This is a genomic window from Streptomyces cinnabarinus, from assembly GCF_027270315.1.
Classification (GTDB): domain Bacteria; phylum Actinomycetota; class Actinomycetes; order Streptomycetales; family Streptomycetaceae; genus Streptomyces; species Streptomyces cinnabarinus.
Genome location: NZ_CP114413.1, coordinates 1,190,859 through 1,210,370, shown reverse-complemented (window position 1 = coordinate 1,210,370; position 19,512 = coordinate 1,190,859). Strand labels below are relative to the sequence as shown.

General features: G+C 70.6%; 9 protein-coding genes and 1 pseudogene. 5 read left to right on the top strand and 5 right to left on the bottom strand.

The features are described from left to right. Window positions 1–3: 3 nt before the first annotated feature. Together STRCI_RS05410 and STRCI_RS05405 are read left to right on the top strand one after the other, a co-directional pair. A pseudogene (locus STRCI_RS05410) lies at window positions 4–7,188 on the top strand (type I polyketide synthase); the annotation flags it as partial. A 91-nt stretch (window positions 7,189–7,279) separates the two neighbouring features. Then, window positions 7,280–8,203 (top strand): SDR family NAD(P)-dependent oxidoreductase, encoded by a 924-nt coding sequence (locus tag STRCI_RS05405; RefSeq protein ID WP_269657684.1) that lies wholly within the window; start codon window positions 7,280–7,282, stop codon window positions 8,201–8,203. 152 nt (window positions 8,204–8,355) lie between these two features. Here STRCI_RS05405 and STRCI_RS05400 read toward each other — a convergent pair whose 3' ends face one another. Beyond that, the gene (locus STRCI_RS05400; RefSeq protein WP_269657683.1) at window positions 8,356–9,963 is read right to left on the bottom strand and encodes an ABC transporter permease; all 1,608 of its coding nucleotides are present in this window, start codon (window positions 9,961–9,963) and stop codon (window positions 8,356–8,358) included. Then, complete coding sequence (locus tag STRCI_RS05395) at window positions 9,960–10,889, bottom strand: ABC transporter ATP-binding protein (RefSeq protein WP_269657682.1); 930 nt, start codon at window positions 10,887–10,889, stop codon at window positions 9,960–9,962. The genes STRCI_RS05400 and STRCI_RS05395 overlap by 4 nt, the downstream gene beginning before the upstream one ends. A gap of 91 nt (window positions 10,890–10,980) precedes the next feature. Between STRCI_RS05395 and STRCI_RS05390 the strand changes: the two genes are divergently transcribed. Next, a complete protein-coding gene (locus STRCI_RS05390) occupies window positions 10,981–11,526 on the top strand; it encodes a GbsR/MarR family transcriptional regulator (RefSeq protein ID WP_269657681.1) in 546 nt (181 codons plus the stop codon). Window positions 11,527–11,607: 81 nt separating this feature from the next. Beyond that, the gene (locus STRCI_RS05385; RefSeq protein WP_269657680.1) at window positions 11,608–12,066 is read left to right on the top strand and encodes an SRPBCC family protein; all 459 of its coding nucleotides are present in this window, start codon (window positions 11,608–11,610) and stop codon (window positions 12,064–12,066) included. A gap of 26 nt (window positions 12,067–12,092) precedes the next feature. On the opposite strand, the gene STRCI_RS05380 is transcribed toward STRCI_RS05385, so the two are convergent. From STRCI_RS05380 to STRCI_RS05370, 3 genes are all read right to left on the bottom strand, one after another. Beyond that, window positions 12,093–13,583: a family 43 glycosylhydrolase gene (locus tag STRCI_RS05380; RefSeq protein WP_269657679.1), complete on the bottom strand. Its 1,491-nt coding sequence runs from the start codon at window positions 13,581–13,583 to the stop codon at window positions 12,093–12,095. Further along, a complete protein-coding gene (locus STRCI_RS05375) occupies window positions 13,580–16,687 on the bottom strand; it encodes a discoidin domain-containing protein (protein ID WP_269657678.1) in 3,108 nt (1,035 codons plus the stop codon). The genes STRCI_RS05380 and STRCI_RS05375 overlap by 4 nt, the downstream gene beginning before the upstream one ends. Window positions 16,688–16,989: 302 nt before the next feature. Beyond that, window positions 16,990–18,018 carry a LacI family DNA-binding transcriptional regulator gene (locus STRCI_RS05370; protein WP_269657677.1) on the bottom strand — a complete coding sequence of 343 codons (1,029 nt, stop codon included), beginning with the start codon at window positions 18,016–18,018 and terminating at the stop codon, window positions 16,990–16,992. Window positions 18,019–18,189: 171 nt separating this feature from the next. Here STRCI_RS05370 and STRCI_RS05365 point away from each other — a divergent pair, with 171 nt between their 5' ends. Then, entirely contained in the window at window positions 18,190–19,506 is a 1,317-nt protein-coding gene (locus STRCI_RS05365; RefSeq protein WP_269657676.1) for an ABC transporter substrate-binding protein, read from the top strand. Window positions 19,507–19,512: the final 6 nt, after the last annotated feature.

Genomic DNA, 19,512 nt, shown 5'->3' with positions numbered 1-19,512 from the left:
TCGATGAACAACGAGCAGAAACTCCGCGATTACCTCAAGCGGGCTACTGCCGACCTCCGCCAGGCCCGCCGCCGGATCAAGCAACTGGAGGAGCAGCCGACGATCGCGATCGTCGGCATGGCCTGCCGCTACCCCGGCGGCGTCCGCTCCCCCGAGGACCTGTGGCGCCTCGTCCTCTCCGGCGAGGACGCCATCGGCCCCTTCCCCACGGACCGCGACTGGGACCTGGACGGCCTCTACGACCCCGACCCGGACGCCGAGGGCAAGACCTACGTCAAGGGCGGCGGCTTCCTGGAGGCCGTCGGCGACTTCGACGCCGAACTGTTCGAGATCTCGCCGCGCGAGGCGCTGGCGATGGATCCGCAGCAGCGGCTGCTCCTCGAAGCGTCCTGGGAGGCCGTCGAGCGCGCGGGCATCGATCCGCACACCCTGCGCTCCACTCCGACGGGTGTGTTCACCGGCGCCCCCTCCTCCGAGTACGTGTCGCGGCTCAACAGCGTCCCCGAAGGCATTGAGGGCTACATCAGCATCGGCAACGCCGTCAGCGTCGCCTCCGGCCGGGTCGCTTACACCCTCGGTCTCGAAGGCCCCGCCGTCTCCGTCGACACGGCATGCTCCTCCTCGCTCGTCGCCCTGCATCTGGCGATCCAGGCGCTGCGCAACGGCGAGTGCACGCTGGCGCTCGCGGGCGGAGTCACGGTCATGCCGACCCCCGCGACCTTCATCGAGTTCGGCCGCCAGCGCGGGCTGGCCGAGGACGGCCGCTGCAAGGCGTTCGCGGGCGCCGCCGACGGCTTCGGCCCGGCCGAGGGCGTCGGCATCCTCGTGGTCGAACGCCTCACCGACGCCGTCCGCAACGGCCACCCCGTCCTCGCGATCGTCCGCGGCTCCGCCGTCAACCAGGACGGCGCGTCCAACGGACTGACCGCGCCCAACGGCCCGTCCCAGCAGCGCGTCATCCGGCAGGCCCTGGCCGCCGCCGGACTCTCGACGGCCGACGTGGACGTGGTGGAGGCGCACGGCACGGGTACGACGCTCGGGGACCCGATCGAGGCGCAGGCGCTCCTCGCCACCTACGGCCAGGACCGTGACCCGGACCGGCCGCTCTGGCTCGGCTCGGTGAAGTCCAACATCGGGCACACCCAGGCCGCCGCCGGAGTGGCGGGCATCATCAAGATGGTGATGGCCCTGCGCGCGGGCGTCCTCCCCAAGACACTGCACGTGGACGAGCCGACCCCGCACGTCGACTGGACGTCGGGCGAGGTCAGACTGCTCACCGAGCCCCATGAGTGGACCACGGTCGAGGACCGCCCACGCCGGGCCGCCGTCTCCTCCTTCGGCATCTCCGGGACCAACGCCCACGTCGTCCTGGAACAGGCCCCCGCCGAGGAGCCCATGGCCCCGGAAGCCGCCCCGGGCGACGGCGGACTCGCCCGTTCCCCGATCCTCCCCTGGCTGGTCTCGGCCCGCACCGCCGAGGCCCTCACCACCCAGGCGGACCGCCTCGCGACCGCCGTGGCCGACACCGACCCGATCGACACCGGCTGGAGCCTGCTGACCACCCGAGCCATGCTCAGCCACCGCGCGGTGGTGTGGGGTTCGGAGTCGAAGGAACTGACCGCGGCCCTTCACGCGGTCGCCTCGGGCGGCATCGCACCCAACGTCGTGACCGGGGCGGCGGGCGGGGACTCCGGGGTCGTCTTTGTGTTTCCGGGGCAGGGGTCGCAGTGGGTGGGGATGGGGCGGGGGTTGTTGGGGTCCTCGCCGGTGTTTGCGGCGCGGATCGCTGAGTGTTCTGTCGCTTTGTCGCCTTTCGTGGACTGGTCGTTGACCGAGGTGTTGTCCGGTGACGATGACGTGTGGATGCGGCGGGTGGACATGGTCCAGCCGGTGTTGTGGGCGGTCATGGTGTCGCTGGCCGCGGTGTGGGAGTCGCTGGGTATCGAACCGGCTGCGGTGATTGGTCATTCGCAGGGTGAGATTGCGGCTGCGGCGGTGGTCGGTGCGCTGAGTCTGGAGGATGCGGCTCGGGTCGTGGCGCTGAGGTCTGCTGCTATCCGGGATGAACTTGCCGGTCGTGGTGGGATGTTGTCGCTGGCGACGGGTGCTGAGCAGGCGTCGGGGTGGGTGTCGTCGTACGGGGGCCGGGTCTCGGTGGCGGTCTACAACGGTCCGGACGCCACGGTCGTAGCCGGTGATCCGGAAGCCCTGGACGAGATCGCGGCCACCGCCGAAGCCGCTGGTGTACGCGCACGTCGTGTCCCCGTGGACTACGCCTCGCACTCCATCCACGTCGAGGACATAAAGGCGAAGCTGCTGGACGTCCTCGCCCCCGTCGCGCCGCAGGCATCCCAGGTCCCGCTGATCTCCACGGTCACCGGCGTACAACTGGACACGACCACGATGGACGCCACGTACTGGTACGAGGGCCTGCGCCAGCCCGTGCGCTTCACCGAGGCGATCCAAGAAGCCTTGAACCAGGGCCACTTGCGCCTGATCGAGGTCAGCGCCCACCCCGTACTCACCATGGGCGTCCAGGCCATCGCCGAAGCCGCCGAGGAGCCGGTCACCGTCGTCGGCACCCTTCGCCGCGACGAGGACGAGAACGCCCGTTTCATCGCCGGCGCAGCCGAGCTCTGGGTCCAGGGCACCGACATCGACTGGTCCGCGATATACGCGGGCCGCAACCCCCACCGGGTCGACCTCCCGACGTACCCCTTCCAACACCACCGCTACTGGCTGGAGTCCACGGCAGCCGCCGCCGCGAACGTCACCGGCGCCGGACTCACCGCCGCCGGCCACCCCCTGCTGGGCGCGGCCGTAAGCCTGGCCGTCGACGGCGGAGTCATCCTCACCGGCCGCCTCTCCACGCGCAGCCACCCCTGGCTCGCCGACCATGCCGTCGCGGGCACGATCCTCCTTCCCGGCACGGGCTTCGTGGAGCTGGCGATCAGGGCCGGGGACGAGGTCGGCTGTGGGCATCTCGCCGAACTCACCCTCCAGGCGCCGCTGGTCCTCCCCGAGCTGGGCGCCGTACAGGTGCAGGTGCTGGTAGAACTGCCCGACGACGACGGACGACGTGCCGTCTCCGTCCATTCCCGGGCCGCGGACGCGGAGGGGGACGCCGAGGAGTGGACGCTGCACGCCGAGGGCACCCTGCTGCCCGAGCGCCCGTCCGACCAGGAACGGTTCGCCGAGGCGTGGCCCCCGCCCGGAGCCGAGGCCGTCGACGTCTCCGGCTTCTACGAGGCCGCCGCCGAGGCGGGTTACGGCTATGGCCCCGCCTTCCAGGGCCTGCGTAGGGTCTGGCGGCGCGGCGCCGACATCTTCGCCGAGGTGGCGCTCCCCGAGGGGCAGCGGGGCGACGCCGCCCGCTACGGCCTGCACCCGGCTCTGCTGGACGCCGCCCTGCACGCCCACGGCTGCGCCCGGACCGAGCCCGCCGAGCCGGAACCGACGGCCACGCTACGGCTGCCCTTCGCCTGGACCGGCGTCACCCTCTTCGCCTCGGGCGCCGACAGGCTCCGGGTGCGGCTCCGGGCCGAGTCCGCCGACGCGGTCCGGATCGACCTCGCCGACGGCGCCGGAGCACCCGTGGCCTCCGTCGGCTCCCTTCTGGTCCGCCCGGTCACCGCGGCCCAGCTCGCGGCGGCCCGCGCGCCACGGACGTACGACATGTTCCGGATCCGGTGGACTCCGGTGCCCTGTGATCCCGAGGCCGTGCGGCACGCCACTTGGGCCGTGATCGGGGACGACCCGTATGGTCTGGGCGCTGCGGTGCAGGGCGCGGGGCTGGCCGCCGACGCCTATCTGGACGTGGCGGGTGTGCGCGGCGTGCTGGAGTGGGGAGTGCCCGCCCCACAGGTCGCGCTGCTCGCGGTGACCGCCACTGGAACGTCCGCCGCGGAGGAGACCACAGCCCGGATTCTCGCCGTGGTCCAGGACTGGCTGGCCGACGAGGGCCTCGCCGATTCCCGGCTCGTGTTCGTGACACGAGGCGCGGTCCCCGCAGGCGGCGACGACACGCTCACCGACCTGGCGGCCGCCCCGGTCTGGGGCCTGATCCGTTCCGCGCAGTCGGAACACCCGGGCCGCTTCCTGCTGGTCGACCTGGACCCGGCGGAGGAATCGGGGGGTGCGGACGCCGAGTTGCTCCCGGCGGCCGTCACGGCGGCCCTGGACTCCGGTGAGGGGCAGGTCGCGGTGCGCGGCGCGGCGACGCTCGTGCCCCGGCTGGTGCGGCCCGGTGCCGAGGGCTCGCTGGTTCCGCCCCCGGACACGGATGCCTGGCGGCTTGACGCCACGGCCAGTGGCACCCCGGAGGGGCTCACCCTGGTGCCCGCCCCCGAGGCGGACGCCCCACTCGCACCGGGCGAGATCCGGGTCGCCGTGCGCGCCGCGGGTGTCAACTTCCGTGACGTGCTGCTGACGCTGGGCATGTACCCCGGCCGCCCGATCCTGGGCAGCGAGGCGGCCGGTGTGGTCGTGGAGGTCGGCGCGGACGTCACCGACGTCGTCCCCGGCGACCGGGTCACGGGCCTGATGACCGAGGGCTTCGGCCCCCGAGCGGTGACGGACGCCCGGCTCGTCGTGCCGATTCCGGAGAGCTGGACCTTCGAGCAGGCGGCGACCGTCCCCGTGGCCTTCCTGACGGCTTACTACGCGCTCGTGGACCTTGGTCAACTCCGGGAGGGTGAGACGGTCCTCGTGCATGCGGGTGCGGGTGGTGTCGGGATGGCGGCGATCCAGCTGGCCCGGCACTTCGGCGCGAGGGTCCTTGCTACGGCCAGCCCCGGGAAATGGGACGCACTGCGTGCCCTCGGCCTTGACGACGGGCAGATCGCCTCCTCCCGCGACCTCGACTTCCGCGAGACCTTCGCCGACCAGCGCGTCGATGTCGTCCTGAACTCCCTCGCCCGCGAGTTCGTGGACGCCTCCCTCGAACTCCTTTCCCCCCAGGGCCGCTTCGTGGAGATGGGCAAGACCGACATCCGTGACCCCGACCAGCTCCCCGGAGTCCGGTACACCGCCTTCGAGTTGAGCGAGGCAGGAGCCGAGCGCATCCAGGAGACCCTGGCCGAGCTCATGCGCCTGTTCGCGTCGGGTGTGTTGGAGCCGTTGCCGGTGCGGGCGTGGGAGGTGCGCCGGGCGCGGGAGGCGTTCCGGTTCATGAGCCAGGCCCGGCATGTCGGCAAGGTCGCCCTGACGATGCCCGTGCCGGTGGACCCGGAGGGCACCGTCCTGATCACCGGCGGGACCGGGACCCTTGGTTCCCTCCTGGCCCGGCATCTCGTCACCGCCCATGGCGTACGGAAGCTGCTGCTGACCAGCCGCCAGGGGCCGGACGCGCCCGCGGCCCGGGAACTCGTAGCGCAGCTCGATGAGTTGGGAGCCAGTGTCGAGGTCGCCGCCTGTGACGCGGCCGATCGTGATCAGCTCGCCTCGCTGCTGCACGGGCGGCGGCTGACGGGCGTCGTCCACGCGGCGGGCGTACTGGCCGACGGGCTGGTCACCTCCCTCACCCCCGAGCAGCTCAGTGCCGTCTGGCGGCCGAAGGTCCAAGCCGCCCTCAACCTCCATGAGTTGACCCAAGGCGCCGACCTGTCCTTCTTCGCGCTGTACTCTTCCGCCTCCGGCGTGTTCGGCGGGCCCGGCCAGGCCAACTACGCAGCCGCCAACACCTTCCTCGACGCCCTCGCCCACCACCGCCGCGACCGAGGACTCCCCGCCACCTCCCTCGCCTGGGGTTACTGGGCGGAGACCAGCGCCCTCACCAGCGGTCTCGGGGAGCAGGACCAGGCGAGGATGGCGCAGGGCGGCATGCTGCCGCTGAGCTCGGAGCGCGGGCTCGCCCTCTTCGACTCGGCCGTAGGGGCGGATGACGCGGTGGCGGTGGCGGCCGTGCTCGACCCGGCCGGGCTGCGTGGCGGCGCGCATGTGCCGCCGTTCCTGCGGGAGTTGGTCACGAAGACGCGGAGACGCCGGGGCACCGCCGCCAACGACGCCGTCGAGTCGGCCTCGGGGCTGGTCAAGCGCCTCGCCGGGCTGGACCGGGCCGGGCGGGAGGAGGCGCTGCGTGAACTGGTCCGCGGCCATGTCGCCGCGGTCCTCGGGCACACCGACCCCGGCGCGCTCGACATGGCGCGCGAGTTCTCCGCCCTGGGCTTCGACTCGCTCACCGCGGTCGAACTGCGCAACCGGCTCGGCACCGTCACCGGACTCACCCTCCCCGCGACGCTGATCTTCGACCACCGCACACCGGAGGCGCTGGCCCGGTACTTCTCCGAGGAGCTGGCGGACGGCGGCACCCCGGTGGCGGTCGCCCCGGTGGAGTCGCGTCCCGCGGATCCGGACTCGCTCAGCGGGATCTTCGTCCGGGCCTGTCGCGAGGGCCGGTTCGCGGAGATCAGCACGGTGCTGCGGACGGCGGCCGACTTCCGGGACTCCTTCTCCGGCCCGGCCGAGCTGGCGAAGCTGCCGCAGCTCACCCCGTTGGCCCGGGGGATCCGGGCGCCCCAGCTGATCTGTCTGCCGACCTTCGCCTGGAAGCCCAGCGTCTATCAGTACCTGCCGTTCGCCTCCGCGCTCAGTGACAGCCGGACCGTCTCCGCGCTGTCCCTGCCGGGCTTCATGACGGGCGAGCCGCTCCCCGCCGACCTGGACGCGCTGGTGCGCACCCTGGCGGAGGCGATCAGGCAGAACGCCGGGGACGAGCCGTACGCCCTGCTCGGCTACTCCAGCGGCGGCCTGATCGCGAGCGCGGTCGCCCGGCAGTTGGAGGACACGGGCTCCGGTGCGGCGGCTGTGGTGCTGGTCGACACCCACTGGTGGGACACGGCCGGCGGGTTCGACCTCGACCCGTGGGCCAACAGTGTGCTCAGCGGGCTGCTGGAGCGGGTCGGGGAGGGCGAGCACCAGGGTGAGAGCTGGGGCGACGCCTGGGTCACCGCCCGCGCCCGCTACCTCTATCTCGCCTTCCGGCAGGCGGAGTTGGCGGCCCCCACGCTGCTGGTCCGCGCGGCCGACCCGATCGGTCCTGAGGGCAACCGGCGGCGGGCCGACTGGAGCTTCGAGCACACCGCCATAGAGGTGCCCGGTGACCACTTCACCCTGATGGAGGCCCACGCGGCGCAGACCGCTCACACCGTCGACGCCTGGCTGCGCGACCTCCCCGCACGGCAGCCGTGACCGCACCATCCGACTCAGCAGCACCGTCCCACCGAACCGCACCACTCCACCGAACCGCACCATCCCATCGACGCACAAGAATGGAGCCGTAGTGCTCGAACTCGCGGGACGGACCGCCTTCATCACCGGCGGCGCCCAAGGCATCGGACTGGGCCTGGCCCGGGCTTTCGCCAAGGAGGGCATGCGGCTCGCCGTCGCCGACATCGACGCGGAGGCGCTCGCCGAGGCCGGTGCCGAGCTGGCGGCCATGACCCAAGTGGCCACCTTCACCCTGGACGTCACCGACCGCGACGCCTACGCCCGCGTCGCGGACGAGGCCGAGCAGCGCCTCGGCCCGGTGTCGCTGCTCTGCAACAACGCGGGCGTGGGCGGCAGTTACCCGGTCAGCGCGATGAGCTACGCGCTGTGGGACCTGATCCTCGGCGTCAACATCGGCGGTGTGGTCAACGGCCTCCAGACCTTCCTGCCCCGCATGATCGCCCGCGGGGAGCCCTCCCACATCGTGAACACCGCCTCCACGGCGGGACTCGCGCCCCAGGGCGGCCAGGGCGGCTATATGTACGAGGGCACCAAGGCTGGGGTGATCGGTCTCTCCGAGGGGCTGGCCCGGCAGTTGGGCCACGAAGGCCATCCCATCGGGGTGACGGTGCTCTGCCCCGGCCTGGTCGCCACCAACCTGGTCGCCTCCAACCGCGCCGCCCGCGGCCGCATCACCGGCGACCTCGGCCTCACCGCCGAACAGGAGGAGGACCGCGAGAAACTCCTCACCGAGCAGGACTTCTATCTGCGCCAACTCGGGCTCTCCCCGGACGCGGTGGGCGAGATGCTGGTCGAGGGCGTACGGTCCGGGAAGCCGTACGTCATCACCGACCGGGGGGTCGCGGAGCCGCTGGCCGCCCGCTCTAAGGCCCTGTTCATGGCGCTGCCCCCGGAGACGGAGCACGACCGGCGCATCGCGCGCCATGTCGCGGCGCAGATGCGGGAGGCGGCCCGTTCGGGGGGCAGGACCCATTGATGCCCTGACACAGACTGTCGTACACGCGGAACGGGGCCACCACACGAGACGGGGGAGCCCGTGTGGTGGCCCCGACGCCGGTGCGGCCCCGGGGGATGTGGGCCGCAACGGCCGGGCCGCCCGGCGGTGTTCCGCGCGGGCGGAGTCGGGTCTCAGGCGATGTCGCGCCGCCTGAAGCCGCCCAGTCCCGCGGCGATGAGCGCGGCGGCGAGCAGCGCGAGCAACAGCAGCGGTGTCGCCTCGAAGTCCGCCGACGGCAGGTCGGGGACATGGGTGAAGGGGGACAGGTTCATGACGGCCTGGTCGAGCTTGAGCACCTCCCCGAACTGCCCGATGACCAGGGCGAGGGCCAGCACGACCCAGGCCACGGCCGTATAGCGGGGCAGCAGCCCGAAGAGCAGTGCGCACAGGCCGATCAGCGTCCATACGGCGGGGACCTGGGCCAGCGCGGCGCCCAGGACCCGGGGTACTTCTCCGGCGACGTCACCGCTGTTGAGTCCGTGGGCCAGGCCCGCCGAGAGCCCGGCCGCGGTGAGCATCACCACCGAGCCGACGGCGGCGACGGTCAGATGACTGCCCGCCCAGCTCACCCGGTTGACGGAGGTGGACAGCACCGGGTCGATCCGGTGGGCGGACTCCTCGCCGGACAGGCGCAGCGCCGACTGGACCGCGTAGGCGCCGACGATGACGGCGATCAGTGAGGTGATGGTGGCGAGGAAGACGTCCACGATGCTGCCGCTGCCGCCGAGGTCGCGCAGCAGCTCGTCGATGTTGGGATTGTCCTCGGCGACATCCACCATGCCGTCCGCCACCCCGCCGAAGGCGGCGCCGACGACCACGAAACCGAGCGCCCAGCCCAGCATCGAGCCCTTCTGGAGCCGCCAGGCGAGCGCGAGGGGCGAACGCAGCGCGGGGTGGGCCTCGACCGGCCCGAGGACGGGCGGGAGCACCCCGGCGCCGATGTCCCGCCGGCCGATGAGCACGACCACGGCCGCGCCGAGAATGATGACGGCGCCGACGAACAGCAGGCCGACCGCCCAGTCCTCCTCGGTGTACGGGCGCATCATCTCGGCCCAGCCGATGGGGGAGAGCCAGGTCAGCCACGTCAGGCCGCTGTCGGTGGCGCTGGCGGCGTCACCGGTGGCGCGCAGCAGATAGGCGAGTCCGAGGGTGGCGCAGGCGAGGCCGGAGGCCGAACGGGAGTGATCGGTGAGCTGGGCGGTGATCCCGGCGACGACGGCGAAGAAGACACCGACACCGGCACAGCCCAGCGCGAAGGCCCATGAGCCCTCGGCGGGCAGATCGGTGTTCTGCAGGCCGAGTCCGAGCAGCAGGGCGATGACCAGGTTCATCCCGGTGACCAGCAGCAGCGAGCTGGCGAGCCAGGCCTTGCGGCCGAGGACCGTGGAACCGGCCAGCTCGGCGCGGCCGCTCTCCTCCTCGGCGCGGGTGTGCCGGACGACCATCAGGATGCTCATCAGGCCGATGAACGTGGCCATGAAGGCGACCAGTTGATAGGCGTTGATCCCGCCGGTGGTGGTCAGGTCGAAGGCGCGTCCGCCGAGGGCGAGCATCGCCGGGTTGGTCTCGACGGTCTTGGCCAGCTCGGCCCGCTCCTCGGGCGTGCTGTAGAGGTCGTTGTTGCTCTGGGCGGACGCCGTGGTGAACAGGACGATGCCCAGGATCCAGGCGGTGGCCCGGACCCGGTCGAGACGGAGGGCGAGGCGCAGCAGCGTCCAGGTGCCCGCGTAGTCCTTCACCGCGCGGCCTCCGCCCGGTTGCCTTCCTTGTCCTGCGCGGTGGTGTAGTGCCGCATGAACAGGTCTTCCAGCGTGGGCGGTTGGCTGACCAGACTGCGCAGTCCGAGGGTCGTCAGATGCTGTACGGCGGTGTTGAGGTCGCCGGAGTCGACGTCGAAGGTGACCGTGCGCCGGTCCTCGCTGTCGATGCGCACGTTGTGCACACCGGGCAGCCGCGTCAGTCCCGCGACGCTCTCGGTCAGTTCGGCGTGGATCGAGGTGCGGGTGAGATGGCGCAGCTCGGCGAGGGTGCCGGACTCCACCGTACGGCCGTTGCGGATGATGCTGACGCGGTCGCAGAGCTGCTCCACCTCGGACAGGATGTGACTGGAGAGCAGCACGGTGCGGCCGCGGCTGCGCTCCTCGCCGATGCAGTCCTGGAAGACCGACTCCATCAGCGGGTCGAGGCCGGAGGTGGGCTCGTCGAGGATGAGCAGCTCCACATCGGAGGCGAGGGCCGCGACGAGGGCCACCTTCTGCCGGTTGCCCTTGGAGTAGGCGCGGCCCTTCTTCTTCGGGTCCAGCTCGAACCGCTCGATCAGCTCGTCCCGCCGCTTCCTGCTCGCTCCGCCGCGTAACCGGCCCAGCAGGTCGATGACCTCGCCGCCGGAAAGGGTCGGCCAGAGGGTCACGTCACCGGGGACGTAGGCGAGCCGCTTGTGCAGCTCCACGGCGTCCGCCCAGGGTTCACCGCCGAGCAGCGACACCGTGCCGCTGTCGTAGCGCAGCAGCCCCAACAGGACGCGGATGGTGGTCGTCTTGCCCGCGCCGTTGGGACCGAGGAATCCGTGCACCTCCCCGGCCTCCACGCTGAGGTCCAGTCCGTCAAGGGCTCGGGTGGGGCCGAACGTCTTGACCAGTGAGGAGATTGAGATCGGAGGAGTCATGATTTTAACAGTACTTGAATATTTTGAAATTTGCGAGAACTGGAAGAACCGTAGTTGGCTGGTTAGGGTGTGTGCAGGAGGTGCCGTACACGTGTCCACAGGCAGAGCAGAATCAGCGAACGAGACGTCCACCGACCCGCAGTGGGCGGCCGAGGGGGAGGCCCGAGCCGTGGAGCGGCTCGCGAGCCGGTTCGCCGAGACCGGACTGCCCCGCATGTCCGCACGCGTCTTCGCCGCTCTCCTCGTCTCCCCGAGCGGCGCCCTGACGGCCGCTGAAATAGGCGAGTTTCTTTCCATCAGCTCGGGTACCGTCTCCACGGCGCTGCAGAGCCTCGTCCGGATCGGCCTCATCAGCCGGGAGAACCAGCCCGGCTCCCGCCGTGACCTCTACCGCGTCCGCGAGGACCCCTGGCCCGACGTCTTCGCCATCCGCAGCCTGTGGCTGCGCGAGTTCGCCAAGGGCTCCATGGAGGACATCGAACTCCTCGCCGAGTCCAACACCGGCGGCCGCGCCCGGCTGATGGACATGCGCGACTTCGGACTCTTCGTCATGCCCAAGCTGGAACAGATCGTGGCCGACTGGCACGAGCACCGGGCCTCCGGTGCCGCGCCGGAGAGCGAGGCTTCCGGCGCCTGAGGTCCGGCGGTTGTCGCCTTCGTCTCGCGGGCGGCCCGGCGGGCCCATAGAGTCGCGACAGGCGGCGATTGAGGAGTGCTCATGTCCGGACAGTTCGAAGCGACGGTGGAGATCGACCGGCCCGCCGAGGCGGTGTTCGAGTACCTCTCCGACGGGCGCAACGATCCCCAGTTCAGCCCCCGGGTGCTCAGGATCGAGCGGGTGCCCGACGCCCCGACCGCGGTGGGCACGGTCTTCCGCAGCACCGTCAAGGACGCCGGCATGAAGACCGGCAGGGAGTTCCGCATCACCGAACTGCAGGCCCCGGCGCGGATCCGCTGGGCCGAGGTGTCGAAGAACATCGTGATGGCCCGCGAAGGCGGCTACGACCTTGAGTCCCTGCCCGACGGCAGGACCCGGGTGCGTATCTTCAACGTCCTGGAGGGCCACGGCCTCGGCAAGCTCCTCGTCGGCCTGGCGCTCACCGCCGCCCGCAAGGACGCCGACGCCTTCGGCGCCCGGATCAAGGCGGCGGCCGAGACGGCCATCGCCGCCCGCTGACCCGGGCGGCCGACGGCCGCGCCCCGCTACCGTTCGCCCGACGGCGACGTCAGCGGCACACCCGTGGCCACCGGCGTGCCGAAGTTCGGTGTGCCGTCCGCGTTCCAGGTGAACTTCTGGGCGCGGGTGCTGCGGTTCATGTCGCAGCCCCCGCTCGCGGAGCTGTTGGCGTGGTAGACCATCCAGTCCTCGGTCCCGTCCGGTGACTTGAAGAAGCCGCCGTGTCCGGGGCCGTACACCCCGCTCGCGTCGGACCGCTGGAAGACCGGGTTCGGGGACTTCACCCAGGACGCGGAGCTGAGCGGATCACCGCCGTTGTAAGTGAGCATGCCCATCTTGTAGTCGGGGGTGGAGCAGTGACTGGCGGAGTAGACGATGAACGTCCTGCCGCCCCGCTGAAGCACCTCCGGACCCTCGTTGACGGCGCCGCCCACGGTCTCCCAGCCGTAGGCCGGGGTCGACAGGACGCGGCGGGTGCCGCTCGCGGTCCAGGGGTTGGACAGCGGACGGATGAACATCGGCTGCGAGCCGTTGTAGAAGGTGCCCAACAGGTAAAGATTCCCGTCGAGTTGAAGGATGCTCGCGTCCAGTTCCCAGGTGTTGTCCTGGGCCGGGTCCAGCAGGTCGGCCTTGAAGGTGTAGGGGCCCATCGGGTCCGTGCCCGCGCTCTCCAGGACGTGGATCCGCTGGGTGCCCAGGTCGTACGGCTCACGCCCTGCCGTGTAGTAGAAGTACCAGCGCTTGCCGTTGGGGCCGTCGAGCAGATGGAACTCCGGCGCCCACATCGTGCCCGCCCCATTGGGCCGGGTGAGCCGGAAGATCACCTGGTCGGGGGCGGTGGCGAGCCCGGCGAGGGTGCTCGCCCTGCGCATGGTGACCGTTGAGTTCCAGGTCGTGGTGGCGAGGTAGTAGAAGCCCTCGTGATACGTCAGCCACGGGTCGGGGCCGTGCTGGGACAAGGGGTTGGTGAAGGTGTTCGCGGCGCCTTCGCTGAACCCGGGCAGCCGCCACACCCTGCCGTTGCCGGTCCCGCACGGCAGTTGGACCAGGCGCGTGTCGGACGCCGACGAACCCCCGCTCGGCGTCACGCACTTGCCGGAGCCGACGGAGACCAGGTGGAAGGTGTTGTCGGTGCCGCTCACCGACACCGGCACCAGCCGCCACCGCTGGTTCGTCCCGCCGTGGCACGGCCACTGGATGATCGCGGCGTTGTCCGCCGTGGAGGCACCGTGGACGTCGACGCACTGGCCGGACCGGGTGGTGATCGTGTACGTGTCGCTGGTCCCGGAGACGGGTGTGTGGGCGAAGTTCTGCTCGGCGGCCGAGGAGCAGGTGAGAGCGCGCAGTTGTGTGCCGACGGTCGTCGAACTGCCCGGCAGGTCCAGGCAGTTGCCGCCGTTCTGGTTCACGCCCGTTGAGGTGAAGGTGACGGCGGCGGACGCGGGCGGCGCCGACAGGAAGGCGGTCGCCAGGACGAGCGGGGCCAGCAGGGCCAGGAGGACTCTGGATCTGGTCACGGTCCGTACACCTTTGCTTCGAGGAGGCCGACGGAGTTCGTGCCGTTGCTCGTGAGCAGCACGCGTAGCCGGGTAGTGTTCGTGGCGGTGAAGGTGATGTTGTTGTACTGGTTCCTGGCGAGTGGGTAGCCGCCGGCACCGGGTACGTCGGCGTAGGTGCTGCCGTTCCAGTACTGGAGTTTCCAGGCGGAGGGCATGTCGATGCCCTGGTCGTCGTCGAAGAAGTACACCTCGGCCCGGTTCAAGCTCCGCGCCGACGGCCAGGTCAGTTCGGCCCACTGCTGGCCGCTCTCCGGCCAGGTGCCCCAGCGGGGGTTGACGGTGTCGTTGGACGACGGGGGATTGACGCCGTCGTTGATCGCGGCGACGCTCTCCCAGGGGGAGGTGTAGGAGGCGGACGGGGTCGCGGATCCGGCCTGGTTGGCGGGGGGTTGGACGCCGCCCCGGTTGAAGACCTTGATCTCGGTCAGGCCCGTCCTGGCGCCGGAGGCGTGGGTGGCCAGCACCCTGATGCGCTGGGCGCTGATCGCCGGGAACCTCGCCAGGTTGTAGTTGGCGCGCGGTGCCGCCGGGCTCTTGGTCTGGCTCGGCACGTCCACCCAGGAACTACCGTTGTGGTACTGGATGGTGTAGGCGGACGGCGCCCGATACGTGCCGCTGGCCGGGCGGCTGTCCTTGAAGTGCAGGCGTACCTCGTTCAGCGTGCGGGCCGTGCCGAGGTTGAGTTCGTACCAGTCCTGGCTGCTCGCGGATCCTCCCGCGCCCCAGAACGGCTCGTTGGTGGGGTAGCCGTCGACTGCTCCGTTCAGGGTGCTGCCGGAACCGGTGTGGGAGGCGGAGGCGGTCGCTCCGGCGGCGAGGTTGGTCAGGTCGGCGGTGAGGTCGACGCCCGCCTTCGCGAGCATGTCGGTCATCTGAGGGCTGTCCTGTACGACCTCGGTGGGCGCCTTCATGCCGGGAACTGCCGTGTGGTGAGTGACGGTTCCGGTCGTCGTGACGGTGCCGGTGGCCGGGTCCCAGGTGAACGGCACCAGGGTACTGACGGTGGCGACGCGGTTGCCGTTGACGTAGATCGAGTAGCCCTCCGGGATGCCCGGGTAGCGCACCACGCCGTCGGCCGGGTCGTCCCAGACGACGGACAGGTCCGCGCCCCGGTAGCGGAGGTTGTTGACGGTGAAGTGGCTCCAGCCGATGTCGATCGGGGAGAGCTCGACCTTCGCGTCATTGCGCGGCCGCAGCCCCGCGACGTCCTCGATCACGGTCCAGTTGCTGCTGCCCAGGATGTTGTGGTGGATCCAGGAACGGTAGTTGATCGAGCTGCCGTTCCAGTCGGCCCAGAACTCGTTGGCGTCCGGCCACTGGGTGTTGCCGCCGACGTACTGCGCCCAGGCGTTCCAGTAGAGGAGCTTCTTGTAGTCGGTCGCGCTCATCCAGGAGTTGGGGTAGTTGCGCAGCACCGAGGAGTAGAGCCGGAACTGGACGGTGGAGTTGATGGTGGAGAAGTTGTTGGAGCCCGGGTTTCCGGCGTCGGCCGCCGCCTGCTTGTCGACCTGGTTGGCCGTGTAGAACGGGAAGACCGGGTAGTGCGCCGGGTCGTCGTATAAGCGCAGCGCCTGCCGGTAGGCGGCGGTGTTGGGGACGGCACCCACGGCGAACGGGTAGTAGTTGTTGATCTCTTTCCAAGGCACCCACTCGTTCGTCGACTTGAGCCGGTGCTCGAACAACTGCCGGTTCGGGTTCCACAGGACGTTGACGATGGCGTCCTTGATCTGGTTCGCGAGCGTGCGCATCTCCGTCGCCTTGGCCGCGTTGCCGCTCGCCTCGTAGGCCTGCGCGGCGGCGAGCGCGCCGCTGTACTGGTAGGCGGACTCGGCCCGGTCCATGGTGCCGGGCTTCCAGTGGAAGGAGATCGCGTCGGCGTCGTTGCCGGTCAGGGCGCCCCAGTCGTACTCGATGAGCTTGTTGTTGTCGTGGTCGTAGTAGGAGAGCTGGCCTTTGACGTCGCCCTCGGCGTAGTGGGCCAGGCTGCGGGCGATGGCCGGCTGGCCGCCGTGGATCTGGTAGCTCTTCCAGGCCGCCTCGGCGATGTACTGGGTGTAGCTGTTGGACCAGTTCTCCGGGTCGCCCGGGTTGTCCAGGAATCGGCCGCCCTTGGAGGTCTGGCCGACGCTCAGCCAGTTCCCGTACGCGTAGGCCGGGTTGCGCAGGTACTTGAGATCGTCGATGTGCATCGGCTGGGTGAGCGCGATCGCGTTGTTGTAGCCGAGGACGCCCTCGGTCGAGGTGGGGAACTGGAAGGTCTGGCCGGGGATGTCGGCGTCGAGGTGGTTGAAGCGCATCAGCCACCAGCGGTAGTAGACGCTCTTCTTGATGGCGGGCTCGGGCACGTCGATGTAGGGCACGTTCTGCGCCCACCACAGGTTGTACGCCCTGACGTGGGTGGCGAAGGCCGTGGCGTTCGAGTAACCCGCGTAGGCGTCGTACTCCGTGCGGGAGGCGGGGATCTCGTCGGTGACGAAGCCCATGACGACCTTGGCGGTGACGGTGGCACCCGGCGCGACGGTCACGGAGCGGTTGAGGCCGCCGCCTGAGACCGTGAAACCGTCGCCGGTCAGGCGCGGCCGGATGGTGGTGAGGTTGTTGAAGGCGTTGACCTGGCCCGTCAGTTCGCTGCCGGTGCCCGTGGTGGCGTAGGGCGAAGTGGCCCGTAGTTGCAGGGTCGTCGAGCCGCTGCCGTTGTTCCTGATCGACAGGTTCGTCACCGCGACGTTGTTGTCGGTGATGAACTTGGTCTGCTCGACCGTGACCGATCCACCGGTGTGCACGCTCTTCCAGTGGCTGGGGGTCTGCCGGCGCTGGGCGACCTGCTCGGTGAAGGTGCCCGGGGTGATCGCCACCGTGTAGGCGCTGTTGTCGCTGATGCTCTCCCAGTACGCGGCTCGGCCGCCGAAGCCGAGAATCGCCGGGTCGTGGGTCTTCATGAACAGGGCCCGACCGCGGCTCATCAGCCAGGGCCCGGCCGGGTCGTTGCCGGAGCGGGCCAGCAGGCGGTCCATCCAGAAGTCGGTGCCCGAGCTCTCCGCGTCGTAGATGGCGCGCATCATGTCGCCGGAGGTGTGGGCGAGGCGGGGCGGGGACGGCGGGGCCGGTGAAGGTGGGGAACCCGATGGTCTGCGCGGCGTGGGCCGGGGGTGCGGCGACGAGGAGACCCAGGAGGAGTGCCAGGGCCACGAGGAGGCGCTGAAGGGCGGGTTCTGTTCGTCTTCGCATCGGAGGCTCCTCCTCGCGCGGAAAGACCTAAAAGGTTTTCGCAACGTAGGAGTGAGCTGATGGAGTGTCAAGAGAGGTGAATGGCGCCAGAGTTGGGCGACCGCATGGTTCAGGACAGGGGCACTGTCGAGCCCCTTCAGGACAGGGGAGCCGTGGATCCCCTGATGGCCAGGCGGCAGGGCAGCGCCTCGACGCCCGAGCGGGCCGCGCCGCCGATCGCGCCGAACAACGCCTGCGCGGCCGTGCGTCCCACCTGTTCCAGGTTCATGTCGACGCTCGTCAGCAGCGGCCGGGAGCCGGAGGTGAGGACCTGCCAGTTGTCGAAGCCCATGACCGCCACATCGTCCGGAACCCGGTGGCCGCGCTCCCGCAGCACCTCGATGACGCCGCGCGCGATCTGGTCGCTGCCGCACAACACGGCGTCCACATCAGGGTGTTGCTCCAGCAGCATGGCGGTCGCCGTCCGCCCCCAGCCCTCCGACCAGGACCCGAACCGGGGCACCCCGACGAGGTGCAGTCCCGCGGCTTCCAGCGCGGCCAGGGCGCCCTCGGCCCGTTCCCGCGCGGCGAGATAGCCGTGGTCGCCGGTGATGTGCGCGATCCGGGTACGGCCGCAGGCCAGCAGGTGCTCGACCGATATACGGCCCGCGTCCACGTTGTCGGGCACGATCGACAGATCCGCCGGATCGTCCGACGGGGCGTAGGCGTACACCACCGGGACCGGGAGTTCGCGGCCGAGGGAAGGGCGCGGGTCGGTGCGGCTGCCGACCACGATCAGACCGTCGACCCGCCGCCCCAACAGGGCGCGGACATGGTGCTGTTCGCGGATCGCGTCGCCGCGGGCATCGCACAGGAACACCGCCACCTCGCCCGCCCCGAACGCGTCCTCGGCGCCCATGAGGATCGGGATGCTGAACCGCCCCTCCAGGTCGCTGGTGAGCAGCCCGACCGTGCCCGTCCGCCCGGCGATCAGACCGCGGGCCAGCTGGTTGGGCCGGAACGACAGCCGCTCGGCCGCCTCGATCACCCGCTGCCGGGTCTCGGCGCGCACCTGGCTGCGGCCGTTGAGGGCCTTGGAAGCGGTGGCGATGGACACCCCCGCCAGCCGGGCGACGTCGCTGAGGGTCGCGGTGTGCGAACGGGAGGGGCCGGTGGCGGGGGTCATGGGTGTCTCCTGTCTCGCGTTCGCGTCCCTAAACCGTACGCGAGAAGTTTCGGCTCGAACCGGAAACTCCTTTTGTGCGCAGGGGATTGACGCTCCCTCAGCTCGCCTCTAGCTTGACGAAAGCCTTTTCGGCCCGTTTCTTCCCAGTGCTCGTCGCCAAGGGAGATCGTCATGGGGAGCCCGACCGGATCACCCGGACCCGTCCGCCGTCTCGTCACCGTCGCCGTCGTTCTGCTCGCCACCGCCGGGCTGACCACGTCCTGCGGATCGGGGGACGACTCCGACGACGCGGGAGGCAAGGGCTCGGCGGCGAGCGCGACCGGCGTCGACGACGGCGCCACCCTCACCATGTGGACCCGGGCCGCCACCCGGCCGCAGAGCGAGGCCCTGGTCAAGGCGTACAACGCGAGCCACGACAACAGGATCGAACTCACCGTCGTCCCCACCGACGACTACCAGGCCAAGGTCGGCTCCGCCGCCGGGTCGGGCGACCTGCCCGACCTCTTCGCCTCCGACGTGGTGTTCGTGCCCAACTACACCTCCAGCAGGCTCTTCGCCGACCTGACCGACCGCATCGCCTCCCTCCCGTTCGCCGACAAGCTGGCCCAGTCCCACATCAAGGCCGGTACGTACGAGGACAAGCAGTACGTCGTGCCGCACACCCTCGATCTGTCGGTGCTCTTCTACAACAAGGACCTCTACCGGGAGGCGAAGCTCGACCCCGCCGCACCGCCCACCACCCTCGCCGAGTGGGACGAGCAGGCGCGGGCCGTGGACGCCCTCGGCGGCGGTGTCGACGGCACCTTCTTCGGCGGAAACTGCGGCGGCTGCGGCGTCTTCACTTGGTGGCCGTCGATCTGGGCCGCCGACGAGGACGTGCTGAACGAGGACGGCACCGCCGCGACCCTCGACTCCGCCACCGCGCGGCAGGTCTACGACACCTACCGCGGCTGGGTGGACGACGGCATCGTCGCTCCCGGCGCCCGCGACGAGACCGGCACGACCTGGACCGGTGTCTTCCCGAAGGGGAAGGTCGGGGTGATGCCCATGCCGTCGACCACGCTCGGGCTGATGCCCAAGGACCTCGACCTCGGGGTCGCGCCGATCCCCGGCCCGGACGGCGGACAGTCCACTTTCGTCGGCGGCGACGCCATCGGCATCTCCGCCACCAGCGACAAGGCCGACCAGGCCTGGAACTTCCTCGCCTGGTCCCTCGGCGACGACGCGCAGGTCGATGTGGTCGCGGCCCACAAGGACGTCGTGGCGCGCACCGACCTGGCCTCCAACAAGCACTCCGACGCGGATCCCCGCCTGGTCACGATCAACGAGCTGGTGGCCAAGGGCCGTACCCCCTACGCGCTGAAGTTCGGCCAGACCTTCAACGACCCCAACGGGCCCTGGCTGACGCTGATGCGCAACGCCGTCTTCGGGGACGGGGCGTCCGTGGAGAAGGACAACGAGGCGGTCAGCGCGTCGCTCGCCGACTGAGCCGCC